The organism is Micromonospora sp. CPCC 205558 (assembly GCF_036902955.1).
GTDB lineage: Bacteria > Actinomycetota > Actinomycetes > Mycobacteriales > Micromonosporaceae > Micromonospora.
Genome location: NZ_JBAKHR010000005.1, coordinates 233,076 through 258,975, shown reverse-complemented (window position 1 = coordinate 258,975; position 25,900 = coordinate 233,076). Strand labels below are relative to the sequence as shown.

Genomic DNA, 25,900 nt, shown 5'->3' with positions numbered 1-25,900 from the left:
CCTTCGCTCCATTGGGTCGAACGTTCGGTGTGGCGAACAGCAACCCGTTCAGCATGAGGAACGCACGACAAGATCCGCGCAGATACGGCAAAACTGCTGCCTCCGAGATGGCTGAGGCAGCAGTTCCGCTTGGACGTGCAGGTGTGGGAGCCGGGATCAGACCTTGTCGCCGAGCTTGACCTGGGGGGCCGGAGCGCGCATCCGCCGGAAGGTGATCGACCGCATGACCGCGTAGAGGAAGAGCGAGCCCATCCGCTGGTCGGTCTTCGGGAAGCGTTCCCGGACCAACTTGCTGATCTTGCGGCAGATCAGCACCGAATCGATGACCACGCCCAGCGCCAGCGCACCCCAGAGCACGTTGGAGATCAGCCGGACCAGCGGCGGCATCGCCGCGTTCGACCCGACCAGCACGATGAGCGCGCCGCCGAAGAACCAGGTGCCGACGGTACGCCGGGAGTCGACCACGTTGCGGGCCAGCAGCCGCTCCGGGCCACGGTCGCGGGGGCCACCCTCGCGGCGGAACTCCGACGCCGCCTCGGCGCGCAGTTGACGGCGACGCTCCCGCTCCTCCTCCTTGGTGAGGGGGCGAGTGGGGCCGGCCGGGCGACGGCCGACGGTCGGCCGCTTGGGCGTCTCCCGACCCTTGGCCGGGGTGTAACCCCGGGGACGCTCAGCGGTCTCCTCGGGGGTCACCGAGGTGACCGCCTCGTCGACGAGGTCGTTGGACTTGCGGCGAAAGAGCGACGGCACGCGGCAAGGGTAGCCAACGGTCCACGCCCGGTGCACATCGCGGTGCACCGGGCGTGAAGAGTGTGTCGGGGCTTACGGACGTTCGGCGTGCGCGCCGAGGTCGGCGAGCTTCGCCTCGAAGTCCTCGTAGCCCCGGTTGATCAGGTCCACGCCGTACACCCGGGAGGTGCCCTCGGCCGCGAGCGCCGCGATCAGGTGGCTGAACCCGGCCCGCAGGTCCGGGATGACCAGGTCGGCGGCGTGCAGCTTGCTCGGCCCGGCGATCACCGCGGAGTGCTTGAAGTTGCGCCGGCCGAATCGGCACGGGGTGCCGCCGAGGCAGTCCCGGTAGACCTGGATGTTGGCGCCCATCGAGTTGAGGGCCTCCGTGTAGCCCAGCCGCTGCTCGTAGACCGTCTCGTGGACGATCGACAGGCCGCGGGCCTGGGTCAGCGCCACGACCAGCGGCTGCTGCCAGTCGGTCATGAAGCCCGGGTGCACGTCGGTCTCCAGCGCCACCGCGTTCAACTCGCCGCCGGGGTGCCAGAAGCGGATGCCGCCCTCCTGGCCGGGGTCGCCCAGCTTCGGCGCGCGGGCGTCGGTGACCTCGTACTCGCCGCCGACCGAGCGGAAGATGTTCAGGAAGGTCATCATGTCGGCCTGCTGCGCGCCCAGCACCTCGACGTGACCACGGGTCGCCAGGGCGGCAGCCGCCCAGCTCGCCGCCTCGATCCGGTCCGGGATCGGCCGGTGGGTGTAGCCGTGCAGCTTGGGCACGCCCTGAATCTCGATCACCCGGTCGGTGTGGACCTTGATGATCGCGCCCATCTTCTGCAGGATGCAGATCAGGTCGATGATCTCCGGCTCCACCGCGGCGTTGCGCAGCTCGGTGACGCCCTCGGCCATCACGGCGGTCAGCAGCACCTGCTCGGTGGCGCCGACACTCGGGTACGGCAGGGCGAACTTGGTGCCGTGCAGCCCGTTCGGTGCGGACAGGTGCAAACCCTCCGGCCGCTTGTCGACCGTGGCGCCGAACTCCCGCAGTGCCTGGAGGTGGAAGTCGATCGGGCGCGGGCCGATGTGGCAGCCGCCGAGATCCGGAATGAACGCGTGCCCGAGGCGGTGCAGCAGCGGGCCGCAGAACAGGATCGGGATGCGGCTGGAACCGGCGTGCACGTTGATCTGGTCGGTGCTGGCGCTCTCCACGTTCGCCGGGTCGAAGACCAGCTCGCCGTCCTCGGTGCCGTCGGTGACCTTGACGCCGTGCAGGCCGAGCAGACCTCGCACCACCTCGACGTCGCGGATCTTGGGCACGTCGAACAATCGGCTCGGGCTGTCGCCGAGCAGTGCGGCGACCATCGCCTTCGATACCAGGTTCTTCGCGCCGCGCACGCGGATCCGCCCCTCGAGCGGGGTGCCTCCGTGCACAACCAGGACGTCGTCGGTCAACGCAACCTCCAGCGCGTCGGTGCTGCCGTGTTGGTGGTGGGGCGCCTGAACCTTCTCGCTACCCCGGATGCGGCCATATCGAAACGGCCCGCGTGTGTCGTCGCTTGGGCAGCATAGCCCTCGGTGACGAAAAAGGACTCGGTCACATCGGCGTGTGTGGCATTAATCGGTGATCCGGCACTTTTGCGTACCAAGAGCGCTACGGATCGTGATCAGGCGCCAGGTAGGGCGAGCATCTGGTCCAGCGCGACCCGGGCGTGGTGCGCGGTGTCGGCGTCCACCGTGATCTGGTTGACGACCCGACCCGCGACCAGCTCCTCCAAGGCCCAGACCAGGTGTGGCAGATCGATGCGGTTCATCGTCGAGCAGTAGCAGACCGCCTTGTCCAGGAACATGATCTGCTTGTCCGGGTGCGCCAGCGCGAGCCGGCGGACCAGGTTCAGCTCGGTGCCGAGCGCCCACGCCGAGCCGGCCGGCGCCGCCTCGATCGTCTTGATGATGTATTCGGTGGAGCCGACGTAGTCGGCGGCCGTGACCACCTCGTGCCGGCACTCCGGGTGGACCAGGACATTGACCCCGGGCACCCGCTCCCGTACGTCGTTGACGCTGTCCAGCGTGAACCGGCCGTGCACCGAGCAGTGCCCCCGCCAGAGGATCATTTTGGCGTCGCGCAGCTGCTCCGGGGTGAGCCCACCACCGGGCTTGTGCGGGTCGTAGAGCACGCAGTCGTCCAGCGACAGGCCCATCTCCAGCACGGCGGTGTTACGGCCCAGGTGCTGATCGGGCAGGAAGAGCACCTTCGACCCCTGCTCGAAGGCCCAGTCCAGGGCGCGCTTGGCGTTGGACGAGGTGCAGACCACACCGCCGTTGCGACCCACGAAACCCTTGATGTCGGCCGACGAGTTCATGTACGTCACCGGCACGGTCTCGCCGGCGATGCCCAACTCGGTCAGCGTGTCCCAGGCTGCCTCGACCTGGCCCAGCACCGCCATGTCCGCCATCGAGCAACCCGCCGCGAGGTCGGGCAGGATCACCCGCTGGGTGTCGGTGGTGAGGATGTCGGCGCTCTCGGCCATGAAGTGCACGCCGCAGAAGACGATGTACTCCGCGTCCGGACGGGCCGCGGCCTCCCGGGCCAGCTTGAACGAGTCGCCTGTCACGTCGGCGAACTGGATCACCTCGTCGCGCTGGTAGTGGTGCCCCAGCACGAAGACCTTGCTGCCCAGCTTCGCCTTCGCGGCGGTGGCCCGGGCCACCAGATCTGGATCACTGGGCGCCGGCAGGTCGCCCGGACACTCGACGCCGCGCTCGGTGTCGGGGTCGCTGCCCCGGCCGAGCAGCAGCAGAGCCGTCGCCGTGTTGGAGGGTTCCACCCAGGTCGAAGTCACGTAACCCATGCTCCCACAGCGCGAGCGCGACGCGGCGTCGCTCGGTGTGGGCTGCCACACTGCTCGGCATGCGCGTGCTGCTCTGCCCGGACAAGTTCGCCGGCACCCTGTCCGCACCGGAGGTGGCCGCCGCGGTCGCCGACGGTTGGCGCACCGTCACAGACGGAGACGACCTGCTGATCCGGCCGCTCGCCGACGGCGGGCCGGGCTTCGTGGAGGTGCTCGCCGACGCCCTCGGCGGTCGGCGGGTGCCGGTGTCGACGGTCGACCCGCTGGGCCGGCCGGCAGCCGGTGAGATCCTACTCACCGCCGACGGCGCGACCGCCTATCTGGAGAGCGCGCAGGCGTGTGGGCTGCACCTGCTCTCGGCAGCCGAACGCGACCCGAAGACCACCACCTCGTACGGGCTGGGTCTGTTGGTGGCCGCCGCGGTCGAGAGCGGCGCCCGCACGGTGGTGATCGGGCTCGGCGGCTCCGGCACCAACGACGCCGGCGCCGGAATGCTCGCCGCGCTGGGCGTGACCCCGCTCGACCTGGGCGGCGCCGCGCTGGCGTACGGCGGGGCGGCGCTCGCCGCGGTCGACGCGCTGGACGGCGCGCCCCGGCTGCGCGGCGTCCGGCTGGTCGCGGCCACCGACGTGGACAACCCCCTGCTCGGCCTGCACGGCGCGAGCAACGTGTTCGGCCCGCAGAAGGGCGCCGACCGCGCTGACGTGCTGCTGCTCGACGCGGCCCTGGAGCGTTTCGCGGCGGTGCTGGAACGGGACCTGGCCGGGTGCCCGGCGGGGCTCGGCGCGCTGCCCGGCGGCGGGGCCGCCGGCGGGATCGGCGCGGCGCTCCTCGCCCTGGGCGGCGACTGCGAGTCAGGGATCGGCCTGGTCACCCGGGCCACCCGCCTCGACGCCGCCCTGGACACCGCCGACCTGGTGATCACCGGTGAGGGGTCGTTCGACCACCAGTCGCTGCGCGGCAAGGTCGTCGCCGGGGTGGCCGGCGCCGCCCGCGACCGGGGAGTCCCCTGCGTGGTGGTGGCCGGGCAGGTGAGCACCGGCCGGCGGGAGGCTGCCTCGGCGGGGGTGACCGACGCGTACAGCCTGGTCGAGCACTTCGGTGGCGAGGAAGGCGGCGGGCTCGACGCGGCGCTGAGCCGGCCCGCCCAGGGGTTGCGCGAGCTGGGCGCCCGGTTGGCCCGGCAGTGGAGCCGCCGAGCGTGACGACCACTCGGTCGGCACCACCAGGACCGGGCCGACCTGGAGCGCGGGTCACGCCACGCGGGTGGACCCGGCCGGGGCGGCGTACGATCGGTCGAGGACCACAACCGGGAATCACTGGACGGCGCGCGACGTTGGCCAGTGCGTCCGGACCCAAACCGCGCAGGGAGACTTCCACGTGACCACGCCAGCGCAGACCGAGTCGACCGAGGCCCAGGCCCCTACTTCCGTCGTCCTCACCGACGTCGCGGCGCAGAAGGTCAAGGCCCTGATCGAGCAGGAGGGCCGCGACGACCTGCGGCTCCGCGTCGCCGTGCAGCCGGGCGGCTGCTCCGGCCTGCGGTACCAGCTCTTCTTCGACGAGCGTTCGCTCGACGGTGATGTCGTGACCGACTTCGGTGGTGTCGAGGTCGTCGTCGACCGGATGAGCGCCCCGTACCTGTCCGGCGCGACGATCGACTTCGCCGACCGGATCGACGCCCAGGGCTTCACCATCGACAACCCCAACGCGGGCAACTCCTGCGCCTGCGGTGACTCGTTCAACTGAGTCACACCACACACCAACGACGATGGGGCCGTTCTCCGGGACGGCCCCATCGTCGTACCGGTCGGGGGGTCTCACACCGGTTGGGAGCGGTCCCGAAGGGGGCCGTGGCGGGCTGGTTGCCGTTCTCCGACCGAGCGGTGACCATCGGGTTGCCGTCCCGGTAGGCTGACCGCGCCCTGCTCCCGACCCCGAGGGTTGACATGAAGATCGCCGTCACCGGCTCGATCGCCACGGATCACCTGATGAGTTTCCCCGGTCGCTTCGCCGACCAGCTCATCGCCGATCAACTGCACAAGGTGTCCCTCTCCTTCCTGGTGGACGACCTGGTGCTCCGCCGCGGCGGCGTGGCGGCGAACATCGCCTTCGGGATGGGCCAGCTCGGCCTGCGCCCGGTGCTGCTCGGCGCGGTCGGCGCCGACTTCGCCGACTACCGCTCCTGGCTGGAGCGCCACGGCGTGGACTGCGACTCGGTGCACGTCAGCGAGGTGGCGCACACCGCCCGCTTCGTCTGCACCACCGACACCGACATGTGCCAGATCGCGTCGTTCTACGCCGGTGCGATGAGTGAGGCCCGCAACATCGAGCTGGCCCCGGTCGCCGACCGGCTCGACGGTCTGGACCTGGTGCTGGTCGGTGCCAACGACCCCGAGGCGATGCTGCGGCACTCGGCCGAGTGCCGCACCCGCGGGTACGCCTTCGCCGCCGACCCGTCCCAGCAGCTCGCCCGGATGGGCGGCGAGGACGTGGTGGCGCTGATCGAAGGCGCCGAGTACCTGATGACCAACGACTACGAGAAGTCGCTGCTGCAGAGCAAGGCGCAGTTGAGCGACGACCAACTGCTGGACCTGGTCAAGGTGCGGGTCACCACGCTGGGCAAGCACGGTGTGGAGATCGCCGGACGTGGCATCGACCCGATCCACGTACCGATCGCGCGGGAGATCCGGGCGGTCGACCCGACCGGCGTCGGCGACGGCTTCCGGGCCGGCTTCTTCACCGCGCTCTCCTGGGGCCTCGGCCTGGAACGCGCCGCCCAGGTCGGGTCGCTGCTGGCCACGCTGGTCCTGGAAACCGTCGGCACCCAGGAGTACGACGTGCGCCGCGACCTGTTCGTCAAGCGGCTGGCCGAGTCCTACGGCGACACCGCAGCGGACGAGATCCGCCCGCACCTCCTCCCGGCGTAGCCCGCGCCCCACCCCGATCCCGGCGTAGCCCGCGCCCCCACCCCGATCCCGGCGTAACCCGCGCCCCCACCCCGATCCCGGCGTAACCCGCGCCCCCACCCCGATCCCGGCGTACCCCGCGCCCCCACCCCGGCGATCTTGCACTTTCTGTCGCCGTATCGCGGCTTCTGCACCCCTTTGTCCACGCAGAAACTGCAAGATCGCGGGGGTGAGCCGGGGTGACGCGGGGGTGAGCGGGGGTGACGCGGGGTGGGGTTAGTGGGTTCGGCGGATGTTGTAGGCGGGGCCTTCGGGGCCGTTGATCGCGCCGAGGAACTCCTGGCCGCGCATCCGGCACCAGGCGGGAATGTCGACCGCCGCCGCCGGATCGTCGGCGAGCACCCGCACCACCGTGCCGACCGGCACCTCGGGCATCCGTCGCGCCGCCGCGATCACCGGCAGCGGGCACCGCTGCCCCCGGCAGTCGATCACCTCGTCCGGCATCGTCACAGCCCCACCACCCCGGCCTCGGCGCGCAGCCCGGCGACGATCCCCGGCAACTCGGTCAGGAACCGCTCCACGTCCGCCTCGGTCGTCTCCCGATGCAGGCTGACCCGCACGTTGCCGTGCGAGAGCACCCCCATCGCCTCCAGCACGTGCGACGGACGCAGCGTGGACGAGGTGCAGGACGAGCCGGACGACACCGCGAACCCCCGCCGGTCCAGGGCGTGCAGCAGCGCCTCCCCGTCGACGTACAGGCAGGAGAAGGTCACCAGGTGGGGGAGCCGGAGCACCGGATCGCCGACCACCTCCACGTCGGGCACCTCCGCCGCGACCCGCTCCCGGATCCGGTTCACCAGCGCGGCCAGCCGTGCCGCCTCGGTCGCCGCGTCGGCCGCCGCCGCCCGCAGGCTCGCCGCCGCCGCCACGACCGCGGGCAGGTTGACCACCCCGGGGGTACGTCCGCTCTCCCGCTCGTCCGCAGGCCACGGTGACTCCCAGCGAGCGCCCTTGCGGACCGCCAGCACCCCCACCCCGGGTGGCCCGCCCCACTTGTGGGCGCTCGCCGTGAGCACCGACCAGCCCGCCGGCAGCGGCACCCGGCCCACCGACTGCGCCGCGTCCACGTACAGCGGCACCCCCACGTCGGCGCACGCGGCCGCCGCCTCGGCGACCGGCTGCACGGTTCCCACCTCGTGACTGGCGGTAATCAACGCGGCCAGCGCGACTCCCGGGGCCCGGACGGCGCTCGACCACGCGGTCAGGTCCAGCCGGCCCAGCCGGTCAACCGGCACCACGCTGGCGGTCCCGCCCGCGCCGACGTGCCGCTCCGCCGCGTGCAGCACCGCCGAGTGCTCGATCGCCGAGTGCACCAGCGTCGTACCGACCCGGCGCCGCCCCGCCAGGCCCCCGAGCACCGCGCCGTGGGCTGCGGTCGTACCGCTGGGGGTGAAGGACACCTCGTCGGCGCGGACGCCGAGCGTCGACGCGGTGGCCTCGCGGGCGGCGTCGAGCAGTTGCCGGGCCCGGCGGGCCTGCGTGTACAGCTTGCCCGGGTCGGCCCAACCGTCATCGAGCGCGGCCAGCAACGCCTGCCGCGCGACGGGATGCATCGGCGCGGCGGTCGCCGCGTCCAGATAGACCGGGGGTGCGCTCACGGTGCCACCCTTGTTCGCGGCTGCGGGGCTCGCAACCCCGGCTCACTCCTCGCACTCACAGGTCCGCCATTGTTCGCGGCTGCGGGGCTCGCAACCCCGGCTCACTCCTCGCACTCACAGGCCCGACGGTATCGCGGCGGTATGCCTAGGTTCCCCCCAATGGGGGGCGGACAGTGACCCCACCACGGCCGAGTCCGTCATGGTCGAGTAATCTGCGACCGTCGGTGACGCCTTTGCCGTCGGTGCCGAGGAAAGACGCACCGCGGCGCGCTAGGGAGGCAGGACCAGGTGGTCGCAAGGAGTTCGGAGGTACGGCCGTCGGCCGTACGGCACAGCGCTACCCCAGGGGCCGGTGGGCGCCGGCGGCGCGGTGCTGGTCGGCTGGCCGGGCTCGGTCTCGGCGGCGTGGCGCTGCTGGTCCTGCTCACGGGCTGTGACGTTGGAGCCACGTTCCACGGTTTCGGCTGGCCGCAGGGGGGCATCTCGGCGGAGTCCCGGCGGATGTACGACCTGTGGATCGCCTCCTGCATCGCCGCCCTCGCGGTCGGTGTCTTCGTGTGGGGTCTGATCTTCTGGTGTGTCGTGCGTTACCGCAAGCGTGGCAACACGCTGCCGGTGCAGACCCGCTACAACATGCCGATGGAGTTCCTCTACACCATCGCGCCGATCCTGATCGTCTCCGTGCTCTTCTACTACACGGCGATCGTGCAGACCGACGTGGACAAGCTGTCGAAGAACCCGGACGTCACGGTCGAGGTCGTCGCGTTCAAGTGGAACTGGCAGTTCAACTACCGCGACGGGCAGGGGCCGGAGGCCAAGACCACCGCGTCGACGCTGGGCACCAGCGAGGTCATCCCGGTGCTGGTGCTGCCGACCAACCGGTCCATCCGGTTCGAGGAGACCAGCCGCGACGTCATCCACTCCTTCTGGGTGCCGGAGCTGCTCTTCAAGCGGGACGTCATGCCGGGCAAGATCCGTAACGTGTTCGAGGTCTCCAGTCTGGAGACCGAGGGTGCCTACGTCGGGCGCTGCGCCGAGCTGTGCGGCAGCTACCACGCGTTCATGAACTTCGAGCTGCGGGTGGTGTCGCCGGAGAAGTACGACCAGTTCCTGGCGGCCAAGCAGAGCGGCAAGTCCACGCAGGACGCGCTGTCCGCGATCGGTGAGGACCCGTACGCGGAGACCACGGAGCCGTTCGACACCCGGCGGACGCAGGACAACTTCAACCCGGACAAAGTTCCGGCCCGCACCGGAAGCTGAGGCAGCGGCATGAAGACCGAGTGGCGTATCTTCCTGATCATCGCCGTGTTCCTCTTCGGTGCCACCATTCTTTACGGTGCCTGGACCAACGGGGAGTCGGGCGGCGTCGAGTGGGTCGGCACGGTCGCCCTGCTGCTGTCGTTCCTGCTCTGCTCGATGTGCGGTGGCTTCTTCTGGTTCGTGTCCCGCCGCATCGACCTGCGCCCGGAAGACCGTCCGGACGCCGAGATCGCCGACGGCGCTGGCGAGGTCGGCTTCTTCAGCCCGGGCAGCTACTGGCCGTTCGGTCTGGCGCTGGCGGCCGCGATCGCCGCGCTCGGCCTGGTGTTCTGGCAGTACTGGCTGATCGGCGCCGGCCTGGTGGCCGTCGTCTTCGCCGCCTGCGGGCTCCTGTTCGAGTACTACAGCGGCACCCGGCGTACCGCCGAGCACTGATCCACCCGGTCGCCGTCGCGACCGACCCGCACACGACGAAGGCCCGTTCCCCCAGTGGGGGAGCGGGCCTTCGGTCATGCGGCACCCGGCCTCGCGTGGCGCTGCGCTCAGGCGGCGGGTCGGGTGGTGCGGCGGTGGGCGGTCAGGCGGCGCGGCGGTGGGCGGGCTGGCGGTGGCGGACGGCCAGCCGGGTGACCGGGAAGGCGATCGCGCCGACCACCACGGCGGCGCCGCAGTCGGTGCAGATCAGCTCTGGACAGTCGGTGCCGTGGCCGTCGACGCAGGGCGGCGCCTCGAACAGCACCACGCCCTCGCAGACGTCGCAGTAGAGCTCGCGGTGCGACACGGGCGTCTCCTCTCGATAGAAGCCGGCCCGCTCGGATGCGACAGCGACGCACCGACGGCGGCAGAGAACTACTCAGCTGTAGTTTTCCAGGCGGGTCCGACAAATCTCCGCACACCTTCGCCCACGCGTCGGTTGTTGGGTGTGATCGCCGGCCGCCCGGTGTGATCCACTCGACTTCATTGAAGTCGGGGTGTCCGGGCTGCTTGGGACACCGCGGATTCAAGAAACCCGAGTCGATCACGCCCTGGATTCCGCCCGCAGACGGCACCGGCAGGTCAGGCGGTGGCGGGTCAGGCGCCGGCAGGTCAGGCGCACGCAGACGGCACCGGCAGGTCAGGCGGTGGCGGGTCAGGCGGTGGCGGTGGCGGTGGCGATCCAGCGGTCCAGGGTCGCGGCGGCCTCGCCGGAGTCGATCGACTCGGCCGCGCGGGCCAGGCCGGCGCGGAGCGCCTCGGTCAGGTCGCCATCCAGCGGGCCCTGGGTGGCCAGCGCCGCCGCCGCGTTGACCAGCACCGCGTCCCGGACCGGGCCGGTCTCACCGGCCAGCAGGCGACGGGCCACGCCCGCGTTGTACGCCGCGTCACCGCCGCGCAAATCCGCGAGGGTGGACCGGGGTACCCCCAGGTCCGTGGCGTCCAGCACGGCCTCGCGTACGGTGCCGCCCTGCGCCGCCCAGATCCGGGTCGGCGCGGCGGTGGTGAACTCGTCCAGCCCGTCCTCGCCGCGCATCACGATCGCCGAGTCGCCACGGGCCGCGAACACGCTGGCCATCACCGGGGCCATCCGCAGGTCGAAGCAGCCGACCGCGCCGGCCCGGGGGCGGGCCGGGTTGGTCAGCGGGCCGAGGAAGTTGAAGAAGGTGGGCACGCCCACCTCGCGGCGGACCGGGCCGGCGTGCCGCATTCCGGGGTGGAACCGGGCCGCGAAGCAGAACCCGATGCCGGTCTCCTCGACACAGCGGGCGACCTGCTCCGGGCCGAGATCCAGTGGGATGCCGAGGAATTCCAGCAGGTCGGCGGTGCCGCACAGGGAGGAGGCGGCCCGGTTGCCGTGCTTGACGACGCGGACGCCCGTGCCGGCGACCACCAGCGCCGTCATCGTGGAGATGTTGACCGTGTGGGCAAGGTCACCGCCAGTGCCGACCACGTCGAGCGCGGTACGGCGCAGCTCCTCGGGGAGCGCCACCGGGACGGCTCGACCCAGCATCGCCTCCACCAGGCCGGCCAGCTCCGCGGGGGTTTCGCCCTTGGCGCGCAGCGCCACGGCGAAGGCGGCGATCTGCGCCGCGCTGGCCGAGCCGGTCATGATCTCGTCCATCGCCCAGGCGGTGTCGGCGGTGGAGAGTTCGTCACCGCGCAGCAGCGCGTTGAGCAGGTGCGGCCAGGTCCGATCGCCCATGGCGGGCCTCCCGAGCATGCGAAGTGCGGGTGGGCTGGAACCGGCGCCGAGGAGATCCGGCGCCGTGGGGGTGCCGGAGGAGCAGGGGACGTCAGGCGGGTGCGTGCGTCCGCAGCAGCTCGGCCACCGTGCCGCCGGTGGTCACCGGGTCGAGCGGGTGCACCAGCACCCCGTCGACCTCGGCGTACGCGGCGAGCCATCGGTCGGCGGCGCGGGCGATCACCAGGCAGGTCGGGGGAGCGTCGTCCCGGTCGTCCTTGATCTGTCGGGCGATGCCGATGCCGCCGCCCGGGCTCGCTTCACCGTCGAGCAGCAGCAGGTCGATCTCATAGTCGTCGACCAGCCGGATGGTCTCCGCGTAGGTCGACGCGTCGACGAACTCGATCTGCAGACCGGGCGCGGGCCGGGTGCCGACGGCCATCCGCATCCGATCACGGACCTGCGGGTCGTCGCTGTAGAGCAGGACGGTGCAAAGACGATCGCTCATGCCGGCACTCCGCTTCGCTCCGTGCCGTCATGAGGCACCATCGCACTGAGCCCGATGATTCGTTCGCTGCGCTCGCTCATGCCGGCACTCCGCTTCGCTCCGTGCCGTCATGAGGCACCATCGCACTGAGCCCGATGATTCGTTCGCTGCGCTCGCTCATGCCGGCACTCCGCTTCGCTCCGTGCCGTCATGAGGCACCATCGCACTGAGCCCGATGATTCGTTCGCTGCGCTCGCTCATGCCGGCACTCCGCTTCCACCTCGTAGCTGCCCGCAGATCGTACCGGTCGGCGTGACGTAGCCGACATCCCGCCCGGCGTCCGCGTCGGGGCGTACCGTCCGGGCAGCTCAGGCGGGCGCGGCGTCGGCGGCGCGCTCGCGGGCCTCCTGGCGGTCCAGCTCGCGGTCCACCCGGCGGGCCTCCCGCTCGGACTGCTTGACCCACTGCACCACCAGCACCGCGAGCATGGTCACACTGACGAACTCGCCACCGGCCCAGAGGATGCCACCGGCGACCACCTGGTCCTGCCAGGGGTCGACCCAGCCGAGGTTCAGCGAGGGGTACCAGTCGCCGCCGAAGAGCGTGCTGCTCTGCATGACGGTCAGGCCGAGCACCGTGTGGAACGGCACGGAGAGCAGCATCAGCAGGGCGCGCGCCGGGTACGGCCAGCGGCCGGGCAGCGGGTCGAGCCCGAGCAGCGGCCAGAAGAACACGCAGCCGGTCATGATGAAGTGCGCGTGCACCAGCTCGTGCGCCCAGGCGTGTTCCAGGGTGAAGCGGTACAGGTCGCTGAAGTACAACACGAACGGGTTGACCACGAAGATGGCGAAGGCCACCAACGGGAAGCTGTAGACCCGGGCGACGCGGCTGTGCACGATCGCGAGCAGCCGTTTGCGCGGCCCGACCGGCAGGGTCCGCAGGGCCAGGGTCATCGGCGCGCCCAACGCGAGGAAGATCGGCGCCACCATGGACAGCACCATGTGCTGGATCATGTGTACGGACAGCAGCGCGGTGTCGTACGCGTGCAGCCCGCTCACCGTGACGAGCGCGATGCCGCCCAGCCCGGGGCCGAGGAAGAACACGGTTCGGGTGATCGGCCAGCGGTCGCCCCGCAGGCGCAGCCGGTACACCCCGTAGAGGTACAGGCCGGCGGCGAGGACCAGGCCGAGGGCCAGCCAGCTGTCCAGCCGGGTCTCGCTCAGCACCGCGCCGACGGTGAACGGCGGCGGGGCCGAGGTGGTGGCGAAGATCGGATCGACGTGCAGCACGCTTTTCAGGCTAGGCCAGGCGAACCGGACCCTGACGCTCGGGCCACGGAAGGCGCAGGTTTGGCCCCCCGCTGATCGCCGGCCCCGGTCAGGGGCAATAATGACGGCGTGACTGCGGCCCCAGCCATTGACAAGAGCCGGATCCACTCTCTGACCCGACCGAACATGGTCAGCGTCGGGACGATCGTGTGGCTCTCCAGCGAACTCATGTTCTTCGCGGCGCTGTTCGCGATGTACTTCTCGATCCGCGCGGCTGCGCCGGAGCAGTGGGAGAAGCACACCGAGGCGCTGAATATCCCGTACGCGACCACCTTCACGGTGATCCTGGTGCTGTCCTCGGTGACGTGCCAGCTCGGCGTCTTCGCGGCGGAGAAGGGTGACGTGCACGCGCTGCGGCGCTGGTTCACCGTCACCTTCGTGATGGGCCTGATCTTCGTCCTCGGCCAGCTGAACGAGTACCGGCACCTGGTCGCCGACGGCATCAAGATCAACGGAGACGGGTACGGGTCGGTGTTCTACCTGACCACCGGCTTCCATGGCCTGCACGTGACCGGTGGTCTGATCGCCTTCGTCATCTTCATGGTCCGTACGACCATGGGCCGGTTCACTCCGGCGCAGGCGACGTCGGCGATCGTCGTGTCGTACTACTGGCACTTCGTCGACGTCGTGTGGATCGGGCTGTACGCCATGATCTACTGGCTCCAGTGATCTTGCGCTTCACATTCCGCGCTGCTGCTCCGTCCCCTGAGACAGGTCCAACCGGTTAAGGACACCGCTCATGACTTCTGACAACGACCGCCGACGCGGTCTGCTCGCGCGGTTGCGTGAGCGGCCCGCCGCGCGCAGCAGGGGCCGCCGCCGGCTGGGCGCCGCGGTCCGGCTGATCGCCGCGCTGATGCTGGCCGGCGGCGCATACACCGTCTTCGCCCCGGGCGCCCAGGCGCAGGACAACCCGCAGCTGACCGGCGCCGCCGCCGAGGGCAAGGCGCTGTTCGACGTGAGCTGCGTGACCTGCCACGGCCGCAACGCCCAGGGTGTCGAGGGCCGCGGGCCGAGCCTGATCGGCGCCGGCGCGGCATCGGTCGAGTTCCAGGTCAGCTCCGGGCGGATGCCGCTGGCCCGCCAGGAGGCTCAGGCGCACCGCAAGCCCCCGGTCTTCACCGACGAGCAGACCCGCCAGTTGGCCCAGTACATCCAGGAGCTCGGCGGCGGCCCGGTCGTTCCCGAGGGTGACGACCTCCGCGAGGACGGCAACGTCGCGGCCGGCGGTGAGCTGTTCCGGATCAACTGCTCGCAGTGCCACGCCTTCGGCGGCGGCGGCGGCGCGCTCTCCTCGGGCAAGTTCGCCCCGAGCCTGCACCCCGCGACCGACCGCCAGATCTACGCGGCGATGCTGAGTGGCCCGCAGAACATGCCGGTGTTCGGCGACAACCAGCTCCGGCCGGAGCAGAAGGCCGACATCATCGCCTACATCCAGGAGACGCTGAAGCACGACCAGGACCCGGGCGGGTTCAACCTTGGTCGGTACGGCCCGTCCACCGAGGGCCTGGCGATCTTCCTGGTTGGCATCGTGGCGCTCGTCTTCGCTAGCCTGTGGATTGCGGGTAAGTCGTGATCGAGCAGGCCATCCGATTCAGTGCTGTGGTGCCGCTCGGCGCCACCCGTAGCGAGGTGACGGCATGAGCCCCCACACCGAGCACCAGGCCTCGCAGGGCCAGGAGCCGCTCGACGTGAACGACCCCAAGCTGACCCGGTTCGACATCGTTCGTGAGGGCGCGCGCCGGGACGACATCGAGATCGTCCACTACGAGCCGCAGGTGCTGCCGGGCACCAAGGCGGAGCGTCGGCTGACCCGGGTGGTCGCCGGCTTCTTCCTGATCACCGGCCTGGCCGCGACGGCCTTCCTGGCCATCTACATCTGGTGGCCGTGGCAGTACGAGGCGGGCCGGGGCGGTGACAAGTTCTACACGCCGCTGCTCGGCTTCACCCTCGGCGTGGCGCTGCTCGCCGTCGGCTTCGGCATCCTGACCTGGGGCAAGAAGTTGCTGCCCAAGGAGGTCTCGATCCAGGACCGGCACGAGGGTCAGGTGGACTCCGAAGGCCGCACCATCACCGGCCAGACCATGCTCTACATGGCGGACGAGCTGGGTGTGAAGCGTCGCCCGCTGCTCGGCATCTCGCTGCTGGCCGGCCTCGCGCCGGTCGCCGCGGTCGCCGCGGCGCCGCTGGTCGGCGGCCTGATCTCGCAGCCGCACAAGAACAACCAGATGTTCACCACCGGGTTCGCCACGCCCGAGGGCGGCCAGCGAATCCGCCTGGTCCGCGAGGACGGCCGACCGATCCGCCCGGCGGACATCAGCACCGGTGGTCAGCTGACCGTCTTCCCCGGCATCGACCACGGCGTGAGCAACAAGCACGCCGACTCGCCGACGCTGCTGATCCACCTCCGCGACTCCGACGCGCAGGAGTCGCGCCGGGCCAACGAGCGGATCGGTCACGGCGACTACATGTGGGGCAACTACGCGGCGTTCTCCAAGATCTGCACGCACGCGGGATGCCCGGCCAGCCTGTTCGAGCAGCAGACCAACCGGCTGCTCTGCCCGTGCCACCAGTCCCAGTTCCTGATCACCGACAACGCCCGGCCCGTCTTCGGCCCCGCCAGCCGGCGGCTGCCGCAGCTGCCGATCGAGGTGGACTCCGAGGGCTTCTTCGTGGCGAAGTCCGACTACACCGAGACCGTCGGGCCTGATTTCTGGGAGCGGCCATGAAGCGTCGAAAGTTTGACCTTGCGGCGACGCCGGGCAAGGCCGCGGTGGGAGTGGACGACCGCTTCGCGGTAGCCACCCCGCTGCGCAAGCTGCTGAACAAGGTCTTCCCGGACCACTGGTCCTTCCTGCTCGGCGAGATCGCGCTGTTCTCGTTCATCGTGCTGCTGCTGACCGGTGTGTTCCTCACCTTCTTCTTCGAGCCGGCCATGACCGAGGTGGTCTACAACGGCAGCTACGCGCCGTTGCAGGGCACCCCGATGTCCGCCGCGTACGCATCCAGCCTGGACATCTCGTTCGACGTCCGCGGCGGTCTGGTGATGCGGCAGATGCACCACTGGGCGGCGCTGCTGTTCATGGCCGCGATCGTCGTGCACATGCTGCGGGTCTTCTTCACCGGCGCCTTCCGCAAGCCGCGCGAGACCAACTGGATCATCGGTTCGCTGCTGTTCTGGGTGGGCTTCCTGGCCGGCTTCACCGGCTACTCGCTGCCGGACGACGGCCTCTCCGGCACCGGCCTGCGGATCGCCTCGGCGATCATGCTGTCCATCCCGGTGATCGGCTCCTGGGTCACCTCGTCGGTCTTCGGCGGCGAGTTCCCGGGCACGATCATCATCAGCCGGTTCTTCATCGCCCACGTGCTGCTCATCCCGGGTCTGCTGGTCGCGCTGATCAGCGTCCACCTGGGTCTGGTCTTCAAGCAGAAGCACACCCAGTGGCCCGGCCCCGGCCGGACCAACAACAACGTGGTCGGCGAGCGGATGTTCCCGCGGTACGCGTTGAAGCAGGGCGGCTTCTTCATGGTCGTCTTCGGCGTCATCGCGCTGATGGGCGGTCTGTTCCAGATCAACCCGATCTGGCTGTTCGGCCCGTACGAGGCGTGGGTGGTCTCGGCCGCCAGCCAGCCGGACTGGTACGTCATGTTCCTCGACGGGTCGACCCGACTCATGCCGGCCTGGGAGATCAACATCCCGCTCGGCGACGGGTACGTCATTCCGCCGCTGTTCTGGCCGACGGTGGTGCTGCCCGGCATCCTGGTGGGCCTGTCGACGATGTACCCGTTCCTTGAGGCCCGGCAACGCAAGGACTACCGGAGCCACAACCTGCTTGAGCGTCCCCGCGACGCTCCGGCCCGGACCGCCGTCGGCGCCATGGCCGTCGCGTTCTACGTCGTGCTGACGCTCTCCGGCGCCAACGACGTGATCGCGGACAAGTTCCAGATCAGCTTGAACGCGATGACCTGGGCTGGCCGGATCGGCCTGTTGGCGCTCCCGCCGCTGGCGTACTACGTCACCTACCGGCTCTGCCTGGGTCTGCAGCAGCACGACCGGGAGGTGCTCGCGCACGGCGTGGAGACCGGCATCATCCGGCGCCTGCCGGACGGCCGGTTCGTCGAGGTGCACCAGCCGCTCAGCGCGTCCAACGGGCACGCGGACGGTCACGGCCAACTCGACTACGTCGGCTGGGTCGTACCGAAGAAGATGAACCGGCTGGGGGCCCTCGGCCCGGCCATCCGGGGCTTCTTCTACCCGATCGAGAAGCCGGTCGAGGCACCGGTCTCGCCGGGGCACCCGCCGGTCGAGGCCCGGCCCGAGCGCGAGGAGGTCGGCAGCGGCGAGAGCCGCCACTGACCGCCCAGTCGTACCTTTACGTGGCGCCCGCCGGATTCCGGCGGGCGCCACGTCGTATCCGCATCCCCCGCCCATCCGACCAGGAGTCGGACGGCCACGGTGGGACCGGTCGACCCCGCGCGACGGGCGATCGCAGGAATAACCCCGGTGAGCCGGGTATCCGTGCGGTCCAACGTCTCAAGGGGGGGAAGCATGTTGGGTATCAAACGCCTCGGCCTGTTGGCCGCGCTGGTACTGGTCGGTGTCGCGCCGGCCGCGGCCGCGCAGGCCGCGGCACAGCCGTCAACGCAGGACACCCAGTACCTGCAGGCGGTACACCAGGTCAACCTGTTCGAGATCACCGCCGGTGACCTGGCCCAGCAGAAGGGTAAGGACCAGGGGGTCAAGGACCTGGGCGCGATGCTGAAGACCGACCACACCCAGCTGGACCAGACGGTGCAGCAGACCGCGTCACAGCTCGGGGTGGAACTGCCGAACGAGCCCAGCGCCGATCAGCAGGCGGTCATCGACCAGCTGAACAACGCCAGCGGCGCGGAGTTCGACCGGCTCTGGGTGACCAGTGAGCTGGCCGGTCACGTCCAGGCCATCCAGGCCACCCAGACGGAGATCTCGCAGGGCTCCGAGCAGTCGGTGGTCCAGTTGGCGCAGACGGCGCTTCCGACGCTGCAGACGCACTACGACGAGTTGGTGGCGCTCGCCAACAAGTTGGGCATTCCGGTTCCGCAGACCAGCGCCAGCGGTACGCCCAGCCCGGGCGGCACCGGCACTGAGTCGCCGGCTCCGGGTGGCACCGGCACCGAGTCGCCGGCTCCGGGCGGCGGGACCGGCACCGAGTCGCCGGCTCCGGGCGGCGGCACCACCGAGGTACCGGCTCCCAGCGAGAGCTGACGTAGCCACAGCAGACGGCCGGTCCACCCCACGGGGTGGGCCGGCCGCCCTGTGCGCGGTGGAACCGGCACGGGCCCTGCCACCGGGTCAGTCGGCGCTGGCCAGACCGATCGCGAATGCCTCCTCCAGGTCGTGCTGCGAGTACGCCCGGAAGGCGATGTGCGACTCGGTGTTGAGCACGCCCGGGACCTTGGAGATGCTGCCCGCGATGACCTGGGCGATCTGGTCGAACTCGCGGACCCGGACGATGGCGATGAGGTCGACGTGCCCGGCCACCGAGTAAACCTCGCTGACACCGGGAAGGTTGGCCAGGGTCTCCGCCACCTCGGGGATCGCATCGGTGGCGCAGTCGATCAGCACGATCGCGGTGATCACGGGGCATTTCTCCGTTCGTCGGCGTCGTCGCCCATGCTAGATGTTCCGGCCCGAGACCGGAGGCGGGAGCCGTCCGGGCTCAGCCCAGCGCGGCGCAGGGCACGGTCAGGTCGCTCCCGGCCCGGATCACGTTCCGCAGTCGCTCACCGGCGCGTACGGTCGCGCCCGGCCAGACCACGGTGCGGCACACGTCGCCGTCCACCCGCGCGCCCGCGCCGACCACCGACTCCACGCAACGGCCGGTCACCGTCGCGGACTCCTCGACGAGAGTGCCGCCGGCTGCGGCGTGCAGGTTGGCCGCCAGGTAGTCGGCCGGGGTGCCGGTGTCGAAGAAGGTGCCCGGATAGGGCACCACCGTCAGGGCACCCGCCGCCTCGGCCGGCCGCCACACGGCACGGACCAGGTCGGAGAAGACGACCGGTAGATCCCGGACCAGCCGCCAGGGCAGCAGCGAGAAGCCGGTGAAGCAGTGCCCGGCGAAGGTGCCCGGGGCCGCCGGGTCCGCGGCCGGCTGGCCGAGCAGGCGTACGGTGTGCCCGTCCCAGCCGTCCAGCAGGGCGGCCACGTCCGGGCCAGGGGGAGCAGCCGGGTCGGCGAGGTACGCGTCGGCGTTGCCGACCAGCACCGGCCGCCCGTCGATCCAGTCCCGCAGGTTGGCCACCCCGCCCGCAGTGCCCAGCGGGTCGCCCGGCTCCACCGACAGGTGTGCGCGGTCCCCGACGTGCTCCACCACCTGGTCGCCGAGGTAGCAGGCGTTCACCGCGACCCGGTCGGGACCGGTCAGGCCGAGCCCGGCCAGCCGCCCCAACGCCCGATCCAGCAGGGGCACGTTGCCCACCGGGCAGAGCGCCTTGGGCACCCGTTCGGTGAGCGGGCGCAGCCGGGTGCCCTCGCCGGCGGCGAGCACCACCGCGCACAGCTCCGCGGGGATGCCCGCCGCGCCGGTCACGGCAGATCGTCGGGGATCGGCGGCGGGAACTGCCCGGCCAGCGGCCCGATGTCGTAGTAGGCGAGCAGTCGGGCGGTCGGCCAGGTCAGCTTCGGCAGGTCGTCCAGCGGGTGCCAGGCGGCCTCGAAGACCTCCGCGCCGTCGACCGCCAACTCGGTGCTGGACGCCGGCACCTCGGTCTCGAAGACCATGTCCACCCAGCCCTTGGAGTGCACGAGCGCGTTCGGCGTCGCCGGGCGCAGCCGGGACGGTGGGAGCCGGACTCCGGACTCCTCGAACAGCTCACGGGCCGCACCCACCACCGGCGCCTCACCCCGGTCGAGCAGGCCGGCGGGGAGTGACCAACCCTTGCCGGGCGGCTGGCGCAGCATGAGCAACCGACCCGCACCCGTCGCCTCGGAGTCACGGACCAGGGTCACCGCGCCGACGATGTACTTGGGCACGGCCAGCCGGACCAGACGTCTGCGCACCGGCAGCGGCAGCCGGTAGAAGGCCTGGTAGAAAAGGGCCCGACCGGTGGCGCGGGAGCGGGGGATCATGACTCCAGGCTAGTGGTCACGAATGTCCTTCGGACGCGCTGGGGCTCGTCGGGTCACTGACGATGGTCGACCAGGTCGATGAGCTGGCGGACGACGGTGTCTGGTTCGATCACCCGGTCGAAGACCGCGACCAGCAGGGTCTCCAGGTCGGGGTAGCCCAACTCCTCGGAGAGGCGCAGCAGCGGCAGGTCACTGGCGAGGCCCCGGTTGTGTTGGCGCAGGGCGAGCCCGATGGTGGCCCGACCGAGGCGCACCTTGTCGCTGATCGTGATGCCCGGCTCGGTGTGCTCGGCGAACCACCGGTTGATCTGCATCTGCGCATTCGGCGACTTGACGAAGCTCAGCCACTCCCGGCGGGGGCCCCGCGGCGCCACGCCGGCCTCGAAGCCGTTGTCACCGTCGCTCTCGGTGAAGATCTCCACCACGTCGCCCTCGTCCAGCTCCGAACTCAGCGGGGCCAGCCGACCGTTGATCCGTGCGGCGAGGCAGTGGTCGCCCCGGTCGCTGCCCAGCTCGTAGGCGAGGTCGACAGGCGTGGCGCCGGCCGGCAGCACGACCTGCCGCCCGTCGGCGAAGACCTGGATCTGCCCCTCGGCCAGGTCGCAGCGCAGCGACTCGTAGAACTGTGCCGGGTCGGCGGCGTCCGGCTCCCAGTCGAGCACCCGGCGCAACCAGTCCAACTGCTCGGCGCGGGCCGCGGCACTGCCGCTGCCCGAGCGCGGGAAACGGAAGTCGGCGGCGATGCCGTACTCGGCCGAGCGGTGCATCTCCTCGGTGCGGATCAGCACCTCCACCGTGCGGTCCTGGGGGCCGCAGACACTGGTGTGCAGCGACCGGTAGAGGTTGTTCTTCGGTGACGCGATGAAGTCCTTGAAACGGCCGGGCACCGGTCGCCAGGTGCCGTGGATCGCGCCGAGCGCGGCGTAACAGTCGGTGGCCGGGCCGTCGACCACCACCACGATGCGGGGCAGGTCGTACGGGGCGGTGTGGCCGCCGGCGATGGTGTCCTTCCAGATCGAGTAGAGGTGCCGGGGACGAGGGCTCACCTCGGCGTCGACCCGACTGCGCCGCAGGGCCACCCGGGCCTGGGCGACCACGGAGCCGAGGTACGAATCCCAGCCTGGCCGGTCGTGCACGTGCCGGGCCAGCCGGGCGTGCTCCTCGGGCTCAAGGTGCAGCAGCACCACGTCGTCCAGCTCGCGCTTGAGGGTCTGGATGCCCAGCCGGTCACAGAGCGGGACCAGCACCTCCTGGGTCTTGCGGGCGATCCGTTCCCGCGACGACGCGGAGCGGACCCCGAGCGTGCGCATGTTGTGCAGCCGGTCGGCGAGCTTGATGATCAACACCCGGACGTCCTTGGCGGCCGCGACGATCATCTTGCGGATCGTCTCCGCCTCGGCGGCCTTGCCGTAGAACGCCTTGTCGAACTTGGTCACCCCGTCGACCAGGTGGGCGACCTCGCCGCCGAAATCCTCGGAGAGCGCCTGGAGGGTGTAGCGGGTGTCCTCCACGGTGTCGTGCAGCAGCGCCGCGACCAGGGTGGTGGTGTCCATCCCCAGCTCGGCGCAGATCTGCGCCACCGCGAGAGGATGGGTGATGTACGGCTCCCCGCTCTTGCGGAACTGCCCGCGGTGCATGTTCTCCGCGATCGTGTAGGCGCGGCGCAGCACGGCGGGGTCGGTGCCGGCATGGATGCCCCGGTGGGTGCGGACCAGCTGGGTGACCGGGTCGGAATCGGTGGTCGGCCAACTGAGCAGCGACCGCAGCCGGCGGGCGAGCGGCAGCTCACCCGGCTGTGTCGGCAGGGCGCCCCCCAGGGCGGCGCCGTGTCCGGCGTCGACGTCCACGAGGGACACCTCCTCACCCCGGCTCCGCGTCGCCGGAGCCCGGCGGCGGGAGCAGGCCCACGAATCGGGCAGGACTGCACTTCTCTAACAGCCTAAGCGAGCCGACGTAGTCCGATCGGTCAGTTGGTCATGAGCGTTCGGTCGAGAGTTGGTGGGACGCGCCGCTCTCGGCCTTCGCCAGCAGGTCACGGAACCGGCCCGCACCACTCGCCGGAGAGGACCAACCGGAGGACATCTCGACGAGTCGGGTCTCCGGTCGCTCCAACCAGGACAGGATCCGCTCGGACTCCTCGGCGGTGGCGGCCGGCACCGGACCGTGCCCGCCCGACACCGTCTCGGCGGTGGCCCGGATCGTGATCAAGGTGGGCCGCGGGTGCACGCCGGGCGGGGACACCCCCGCGCCGGCCAGCCGGCCGTGGCGGACCAGCGCCAACTCCCAGCCGCCCCCGGCAGCCGGCCGGGCCGCGGCCAACTCCACGATGCCGGTCAGCGCGGCCAGCCGCTGCATCCGCACGGTGGCCCGCAGCACGGCGGCGAGCCGGGACCGCACCACGGCGGCCTCCTCGTAGCGCTGGTCCCGGGAGAGCACGTCGATCCGCGCGAGCAGCGCGTCCACCACCGGCTGGGGATCGCTGGCCGTCGCGGTGCGAAAGGGCGCGGCGGCGCTGTCGTCGTACTCCTCGGGGGTGATCTTGTGCTCGCAGGGCGCCGGGCAGCGACCCAGCTCGGCCAGTGCGCAGGCCGGCGTGACGGTGCGCAGCGAGAGCCGGTGCGTGCACTGGCGCAGCGGCACCGCGTCGTGGAAACCGGCGGCGGCCAGCTCGGCGGCCCGCCGGGAGGTGAACGGCCCGAGGTAGGCGGTGTCGGTGGGGGAGAGGTCGCGGACGATCGACAGCCGAGGGTACGGACCGTCGGTCAGCTTGAGCCAGAGCATCCGTTCCGGGTATTTGGACCGGCGGTTGTACGGCGGGGCGTGGGCGGCGATCAACCGCAGCTCACGGACCTCCGCCTCCAACGAGTGGGCGCACTCCACCGCCTCGACCCGCTCGGCCGCGCCCAGCATCTCGGAGATCCGGGCGCGCTTCTCGCCGGCGGTGAAGTAGCTGCGCACCCGGGTGGCGATGTCCACGGAGGTGCCCACGTAGAGCGGCCGGTCGTCGGCGGCCCGGAAGATGTAGACCCCGGGGACCTTGGGCAACCCCTCGGCCAGGTGCCGCTTGCGGCGCTGGGTGGGGGTGACCGCGCGGGCGAACTCGATGGCGTCGCCGACCGTGTCCACCCGGTGCCCGCCGAGCCGGCCGATCAGCCCGTGCAGCACGTCGACGGTGGCCTTCGCGTCGTCCAGGGCTCGGTGCGTGGGCTGGGTGGTGGTGCGGAAGTAGGCGGCCAGGGTGCCGAGCTTGCGGTTGGGCACCTCGTCGCGGGTCAGCACCCGGCGGGCGAGCGCCGCGGTGTCCAGCACCCGGGGGTTGGGCCAGCGGTAGCCGTGCTTCGCGCAGGCGGCCTTGAGGAAACCCACGTCGTACGGGGCGTTGTGGGCCACCAGCACCGCGTCGTCGATGAACTCCAGGAAGCTCGGCAACACCTGCTCGATGGGTGGCGCCGGCACCAGCATGGCCTGGGTGATGCCGGTCAGCACGGTGATGAAGGGCGGTATCGGCTGCCCAGGGTTGACCAGGGTCGCCAGCACCCCCAACTGCTCGCCACCGCGCACCTTGACCGCGCCGATCTCGGTGATGCCGCCGCCGTCCGGCGCGCCGCCGGTGGTCTCCAGGTCGACCACCACGAAGGTCGTCGCGTAGAGCGGCAGCGCCGGGTCCACCCCGCCGACCGCCGGGTCGAGACCGGCCAGTGACTCCTGGACGTACTCCGCCTGTGCCATCGGCGGCACGCTAGCGCCCCGGTCCGACACTCCCGTCGCAGCCGTCCCATCCGTCACCATGGGGCTAGGATGAGAGATCGGCTCACTCACCGGGCGGTGGGCCCGGTCGCGGTGGGAGACTTGCCACATGCCCCTCACCGAGCCGTACGACGACCACCTCCCGCAGGAGGATCCGGTCGCGCTCGACAGTGTTGTGGGCGACCCGGACGACAACGTAGTCAACGACACATCGGGCGCATCGGGCTCGACGACGGGCGACGGCCCGGCTGCGGAGCCCGAGCCGACCCTGCCCGAGCCGGTCCGGCAGCGGATCGTGACGCTGACCGCGGCGGTGCTGCCCACCCTCCCCACCGACGAGGTCCCGGTGCCGTTGCGCCGGGTGGCCAAGTTCGCCCCCAACCGACGCGCCCGACTCGGCGCGCCGGTCATCGCCGCCCAGCTCACCGCCGACCCGCTGTTCCGGCAGCGGGTCACCGCGCGGGTCCTGACCGACGCCGGTGACCTCGGTGCGGCCGTGGTGGAGGGCACCGCGCCGGCCGCCGCCGACCCGGTCGAGGTGGCCGCACTGGCCTACCTGGCCCGACCCCGTGGCTGGCGGGAGCTGATCGACGCCAGCGGCGCGGCCGTGCGCGCCGAAGCGGACAGCGCCGTCGTCGCCGAGTTGGTCCGCGAGGCCGAGCAGCGCGCCACCCGCGCCGAGCACGATCGCGCGGTGGCCCGGGTCGAGGCCGAGAAGCTCCGCGACGAACTGGCCCGCGTCCGCGAGGAGTTGGGTCAGCTCCGTGAGGAGTCCCGGCAGATGGCCCGTACCCTGCGGGAGACCCAGGCCCGCGAACGGAAGGCCACCGAGCTGCTGGCCACCGAGCGCGGCCGGGCCGCCCGTGCCAGCGCCGACGTGGACGCCGAGCTCCGTCGCGCCCGGGCCCGGCTGGCCGAGGCCGAGGCTGCCGCCGGGGTGGCGCGGGCCAGCGCCAAGGAGGCACGCTCGGTCGACGACGCCCGGCTCTGGCTGCTGCTGGAGACCATCGGCCAGGCCGCCGTCGGGCTGCGCCGGGAGCTGGCGCTCGACCCGGTGGACAAACTCCCCGCCGACTTCGTCGCCGACGCGTTCGCCGAGCAGCCGGGCACCGCTCCGGCCGGCCCCGCGACCCGCGCCCGCGACACCGACGACCCGGCCCGCCTCGACCAACTGCTCGCCCTGCCCCGGGCGCACCTCGTGGTGGACGGCTACAACGTCACCAAGCGTGGCTTCGGTGAGATGTCCCTGGAGCAGCAGCGCAAACGCCTCATCACCGGGCTGGGCGGGATCGCCGCGCAGACCGGCGACGAGGTCACCGTGGTCTTCGACGGCGCCGAGCGGATGCACGGGCTGCCGCCCGCGCCGCGCGGCGTACGGGTGCTCTTCTCCCGCAAGGGCGAGACCGCCGACGAGCTGATCCGGCGGCTGGTCCGCGCCGAGCCGGCGGGCCGGCCGGTGGTCGTGGTCTCGTCGGACCGCGAGGTCGCCGACGGGGTACGCCGGCACGGGGCCTACCCGCTGGGCGCGGACTCGCTGCTGCGGCGGCTCGCCCGCTCCTGACCGCGGCGGCCGACACGTCGACGGGTCCCGGCGAGGGTTGGGCGAGCCCGGCCGGCGCACCACACGTCGCACTGTGCCTCAACCTGTCCCATTCCGGAGCTAGCATCGC

At 71.3% G+C, this 25,900-nt stretch carries 25 protein-coding genes; 11 read left to right on the top strand and 14 right to left on the bottom strand.

What is annotated here, in order from left to right; all coding sequences use genetic code 11:
• Nucleotides 1-156 precede the first annotated feature (156 nt).
• The 3 genes from V6U86_RS06270 to nadA all read right to left on the bottom strand — a co-directional run bounded on the left by V6U86_RS06270 (nt 157) and on the right by nadA (nt 3,566).
• Nucleotides 157-750 carry a DUF3043 domain-containing protein gene (locus tag V6U86_RS06270; RefSeq protein ID WP_334499433.1) on the bottom strand — a complete coding sequence of 198 codons (594 nt, stop codon included), beginning with the start codon at nt 748-750 and terminating at the stop codon, nt 157-159.
• A 72-nt stretch (nt 751-822) separates the two neighbouring features.
• The gene (murA, locus tag V6U86_RS06265; protein WP_030337972.1) at nt 823-2,178 is read right to left on the bottom strand and encodes a UDP-N-acetylglucosamine 1-carboxyvinyltransferase; all 1,356 of its coding nucleotides are present in this window, start codon (nt 2,176-2,178) and stop codon (nt 823-825) included.
• Between the two features lie 212 nt (nt 2,179-2,390).
• Nucleotides 2,391-3,566 carry a quinolinate synthase NadA gene (nadA, locus tag V6U86_RS06260; RefSeq protein WP_334499428.1) on the bottom strand — a complete coding sequence of 392 codons (1,176 nt, stop codon included), beginning with the start codon at nt 3,564-3,566 and terminating at the stop codon, nt 2,391-2,393.
• A 68-nt stretch (nt 3,567-3,634) separates the two neighbouring features.
• Here nadA and V6U86_RS06255 point away from each other — a divergent pair, with 68 nt between their 5' ends.
• The 3 genes from V6U86_RS06255 (at nt 3,635) to V6U86_RS06245 (ending at nt 6,505) form a co-directional block, all read left to right on the top strand.
• On the top strand, nt 3,635-4,780 hold the full coding sequence (locus V6U86_RS06255; protein ID WP_334499424.1) for a glycerate kinase family protein: 1,146 nt from the start codon (nt 3,635-3,637) through the stop codon (nt 4,778-4,780).
• Between the two features lie 175 nt (nt 4,781-4,955).
• Nucleotides 4,956-5,324, top strand: coding sequence for an iron-sulfur cluster insertion protein ErpA (gene erpA / locus V6U86_RS06250; RefSeq protein WP_007463211.1), 369 nt, complete (start codon nt 4,956-4,958; stop codon nt 5,322-5,324).
• Between the two features lie 200 nt (nt 5,325-5,524).
• A complete protein-coding gene (locus V6U86_RS06245) occupies nt 5,525-6,505 on the top strand; it encodes a carbohydrate kinase family protein (protein WP_334499419.1) in 981 nt (326 codons plus the stop codon).
• A 255-nt stretch (nt 6,506-6,760) separates the two neighbouring features.
• Here the strand turns inward: V6U86_RS06245 and V6U86_RS06240 are convergent, their stop codons facing one another.
• Both V6U86_RS06240 and V6U86_RS06235 read right to left on the bottom strand, forming a co-directional pair.
• Nucleotides 6,761-6,994, bottom strand: coding sequence for a sulfurtransferase TusA family protein (locus V6U86_RS06240; RefSeq protein WP_334499417.1), 234 nt, complete (start codon nt 6,992-6,994; stop codon nt 6,761-6,763).
• A complete protein-coding gene (locus V6U86_RS06235; protein ID WP_334499415.1) occupies nt 6,991-8,142 on the bottom strand; it encodes a cysteine desulfurase family protein in 1,152 nt (383 codons plus the stop codon). The genes V6U86_RS06240 and V6U86_RS06235 overlap by 4 nt, the downstream gene beginning before the upstream one ends.
• A 288-nt stretch (nt 8,143-8,430) precedes the next feature.
• Here V6U86_RS06235 and ctaC point away from each other — a divergent pair, with 288 nt between their 5' ends.
• Together ctaC and V6U86_RS06225 are read left to right on the top strand one after the other, a co-directional pair.
• A complete protein-coding gene (ctaC, locus tag V6U86_RS06230) occupies nt 8,431-9,402 on the top strand; it encodes an aa3-type cytochrome oxidase subunit II (RefSeq protein WP_334499413.1) in 972 nt (323 codons plus the stop codon).
• 9 nt (nt 9,403-9,411) lie between these two features.
• Entirely contained in the window at nt 9,412-9,837 is a 426-nt protein-coding gene (locus tag V6U86_RS06225) for a cytochrome c oxidase subunit 4 (protein WP_334499411.1), read from the top strand.
• A gap of 142 nt (nt 9,838-9,979) precedes the next feature.
• On the opposite strand, the gene V6U86_RS06220 is transcribed toward V6U86_RS06225, so the two are convergent.
• The 4 genes from V6U86_RS06220 to V6U86_RS06205 all read right to left on the bottom strand — a co-directional run bounded on the left by V6U86_RS06220 (nt 9,980) and on the right by V6U86_RS06205 (nt 13,336).
• On the bottom strand, nt 9,980-10,183 hold the full coding sequence (locus tag V6U86_RS06220) for a hypothetical protein (RefSeq protein WP_334499409.1): 204 nt from the start codon (nt 10,181-10,183) through the stop codon (nt 9,980-9,982).
• Between the two features lie 348 nt (nt 10,184-10,531).
• Nucleotides 10,532-11,581: an anthranilate phosphoribosyltransferase gene (gene trpD, locus V6U86_RS06215; protein WP_334499407.1), complete on the bottom strand. Its 1,050-nt coding sequence runs from the start codon at nt 11,579-11,581 to the stop codon at nt 10,532-10,534.
• Between the two features lie 91 nt (nt 11,582-11,672).
• Nucleotides 11,673-12,068 (bottom strand): hypothetical protein, encoded by a 396-nt coding sequence (locus V6U86_RS06210; protein WP_334499405.1) that lies wholly within the window; start codon nt 12,066-12,068, stop codon nt 11,673-11,675.
• A gap of 347 nt (nt 12,069-12,415) precedes the next feature.
• Complete coding sequence (locus tag V6U86_RS06205; protein ID WP_442934884.1) at nt 12,416-13,336, bottom strand: cytochrome c oxidase assembly protein; 921 nt, start codon at nt 13,334-13,336, stop codon at nt 12,416-12,418.
• A 108-nt stretch (nt 13,337-13,444) separates the two neighbouring features.
• Between V6U86_RS06205 and ctaE the strand changes: the two genes are divergently transcribed.
• The 5 genes from ctaE (at nt 13,445) to V6U86_RS06180 (ending at nt 18,620) form a co-directional block, all read left to right on the top strand.
• A complete protein-coding gene (gene ctaE, locus V6U86_RS06200; protein WP_124772807.1) occupies nt 13,445-14,044 on the top strand; it encodes an aa3-type cytochrome oxidase subunit III in 600 nt (199 codons plus the stop codon).
• 70 nt (nt 14,045-14,114) lie between these two features.
• Nucleotides 14,115-14,951, top strand: a complete 837-nt coding sequence (qcrC, locus tag V6U86_RS06195; protein WP_334499401.1) for a cytochrome bc1 complex diheme cytochrome c subunit — start codon at nt 14,115-14,117, stop codon at nt 14,949-14,951.
• A gap of 64 nt (nt 14,952-15,015) precedes the next feature.
• Nucleotides 15,016-16,104: a cytochrome bc1 complex Rieske iron-sulfur subunit gene (gene qcrA / locus V6U86_RS06190; protein WP_334499398.1), complete on the top strand. Its 1,089-nt coding sequence runs from the start codon at nt 15,016-15,018 to the stop codon at nt 16,102-16,104.
• A complete protein-coding gene (gene qcrB, locus V6U86_RS06185; protein ID WP_334499396.1) occupies nt 16,101-17,732 on the top strand; it encodes a cytochrome bc1 complex cytochrome b subunit in 1,632 nt (543 codons plus the stop codon). The genes qcrA and qcrB overlap by 4 nt, the downstream gene beginning before the upstream one ends.
• Nucleotides 17,733-17,924: 192 nt before the next feature.
• Nucleotides 17,925-18,620, top strand: coding sequence for a DUF4142 domain-containing protein (locus tag V6U86_RS06180; RefSeq protein WP_334499394.1), 696 nt, complete (start codon nt 17,925-17,927; stop codon nt 18,618-18,620).
• Nucleotides 18,621-18,707: 87 nt separating this feature from the next.
• On the opposite strand, the gene V6U86_RS06175 is transcribed toward V6U86_RS06180, so the two are convergent.
• The 5 genes from V6U86_RS06175 to V6U86_RS06155 all read right to left on the bottom strand — a co-directional run bounded on the left by V6U86_RS06175 (nt 18,708) and on the right by V6U86_RS06155 (nt 24,212).
• Nucleotides 18,708-18,995: an Lrp/AsnC family transcriptional regulator gene (locus V6U86_RS06175; RefSeq protein WP_088988344.1), complete on the bottom strand. Its 288-nt coding sequence runs from the start codon at nt 18,993-18,995 to the stop codon at nt 18,708-18,710.
• Between the two features lie 79 nt (nt 18,996-19,074).
• Nucleotides 19,075-19,944 (bottom strand): nucleotidyltransferase family protein, encoded by an 870-nt coding sequence (locus V6U86_RS06170; protein WP_334499392.1) that lies wholly within the window; start codon nt 19,942-19,944, stop codon nt 19,075-19,077.
• The gene (locus tag V6U86_RS06165; protein ID WP_334499390.1) at nt 19,941-20,483 is read right to left on the bottom strand and encodes an NUDIX hydrolase; all 543 of its coding nucleotides are present in this window, start codon (nt 20,481-20,483) and stop codon (nt 19,941-19,943) included. The genes V6U86_RS06170 and V6U86_RS06165 overlap by 4 nt, the downstream gene beginning before the upstream one ends.
• A 53-nt stretch (nt 20,484-20,536) precedes the next feature.
• The gene (locus tag V6U86_RS06160) at nt 20,537-22,330 is read right to left on the bottom strand and encodes a RelA/SpoT family protein (protein ID WP_334499924.1); all 1,794 of its coding nucleotides are present in this window, start codon (nt 22,328-22,330) and stop codon (nt 20,537-20,539) included.
• A gap of 127 nt (nt 22,331-22,457) precedes the next feature.
• On the bottom strand, nt 22,458-24,212 hold the full coding sequence (locus tag V6U86_RS06155; protein WP_334499387.1) for a DEDD exonuclease domain-containing protein: 1,755 nt from the start codon (nt 24,210-24,212) through the stop codon (nt 22,458-22,460).
• Nucleotides 24,213-24,339: 127 nt separating this feature from the next.
• Between V6U86_RS06155 and V6U86_RS06150 the strand changes: the two genes are divergently transcribed.
• Nucleotides 24,340-25,791, top strand: a complete 1,452-nt coding sequence (locus V6U86_RS06150) for an NYN domain-containing protein (protein ID WP_334499385.1) — start codon at nt 24,340-24,342, stop codon at nt 25,789-25,791.
• Nucleotides 25,792-25,900 lie beyond the last annotated feature (109 nt).

Coding starts and splice junctions, on each gene's coding strand:
- V6U86_RS06255 (WP_334499424.1), top strand. CDS start 3,635: ATGCGCGTGCTGCTCTGCCCGGACAAGTTCGCCGGCACCCTGTCCGCA.
- V6U86_RS06245 (WP_334499419.1), top strand. CDS start 5,525: ATGAAGATCGCCGTCACCGGCTCGATCGCCACGGATCACCTGATGAGT.
- V6U86_RS06225 (WP_334499411.1), top strand. CDS start 9,412: ATGAAGACCGAGTGGCGTATCTTCCTGATCATCGCCGTGTTCCTCTTC.
- trpD (WP_334499407.1), bottom strand. CDS start 11,581: ATGGGCGATCGGACCTGGCCGCACCTGCTCAACGCGCTGCTGCGCGGT.
- V6U86_RS06210 (WP_334499405.1), bottom strand. CDS start 12,068: ATGAGCGATCGTCTTTGCACCGTCCTGCTCTACAGCGACGACCCGCAG.
- qcrC (WP_334499401.1), top strand. CDS start 14,115: ATGACTTCTGACAACGACCGCCGACGCGGTCTGCTCGCGCGGTTGCGT.
- qcrA (WP_334499398.1), top strand. CDS start 15,016: ATGAGCCCCCACACCGAGCACCAGGCCTCGCAGGGCCAGGAGCCGCTC.
- qcrB (WP_334499396.1), top strand. CDS start 16,101: ATGAAGCGTCGAAAGTTTGACCTTGCGGCGACGCCGGGCAAGGCCGCG.
- V6U86_RS06180 (WP_334499394.1), top strand. CDS start 17,925: ATGTTGGGTATCAAACGCCTCGGCCTGTTGGCCGCGCTGGTACTGGTC.
- V6U86_RS06165 (WP_334499390.1), bottom strand. CDS start 20,483: ATGATCCCCCGCTCCCGCGCCACCGGTCGGGCCCTTTTCTACCAGGCC.
- V6U86_RS06155 (WP_334499387.1), bottom strand. CDS start 24,212: ATGGCACAGGCGGAGTACGTCCAGGAGTCACTGGCCGGTCTCGACCCG.
- V6U86_RS06150 (WP_334499385.1), top strand. CDS start 24,340: ATGCCCCTCACCGAGCCGTACGACGACCACCTCCCGCAGGAGGATCCG.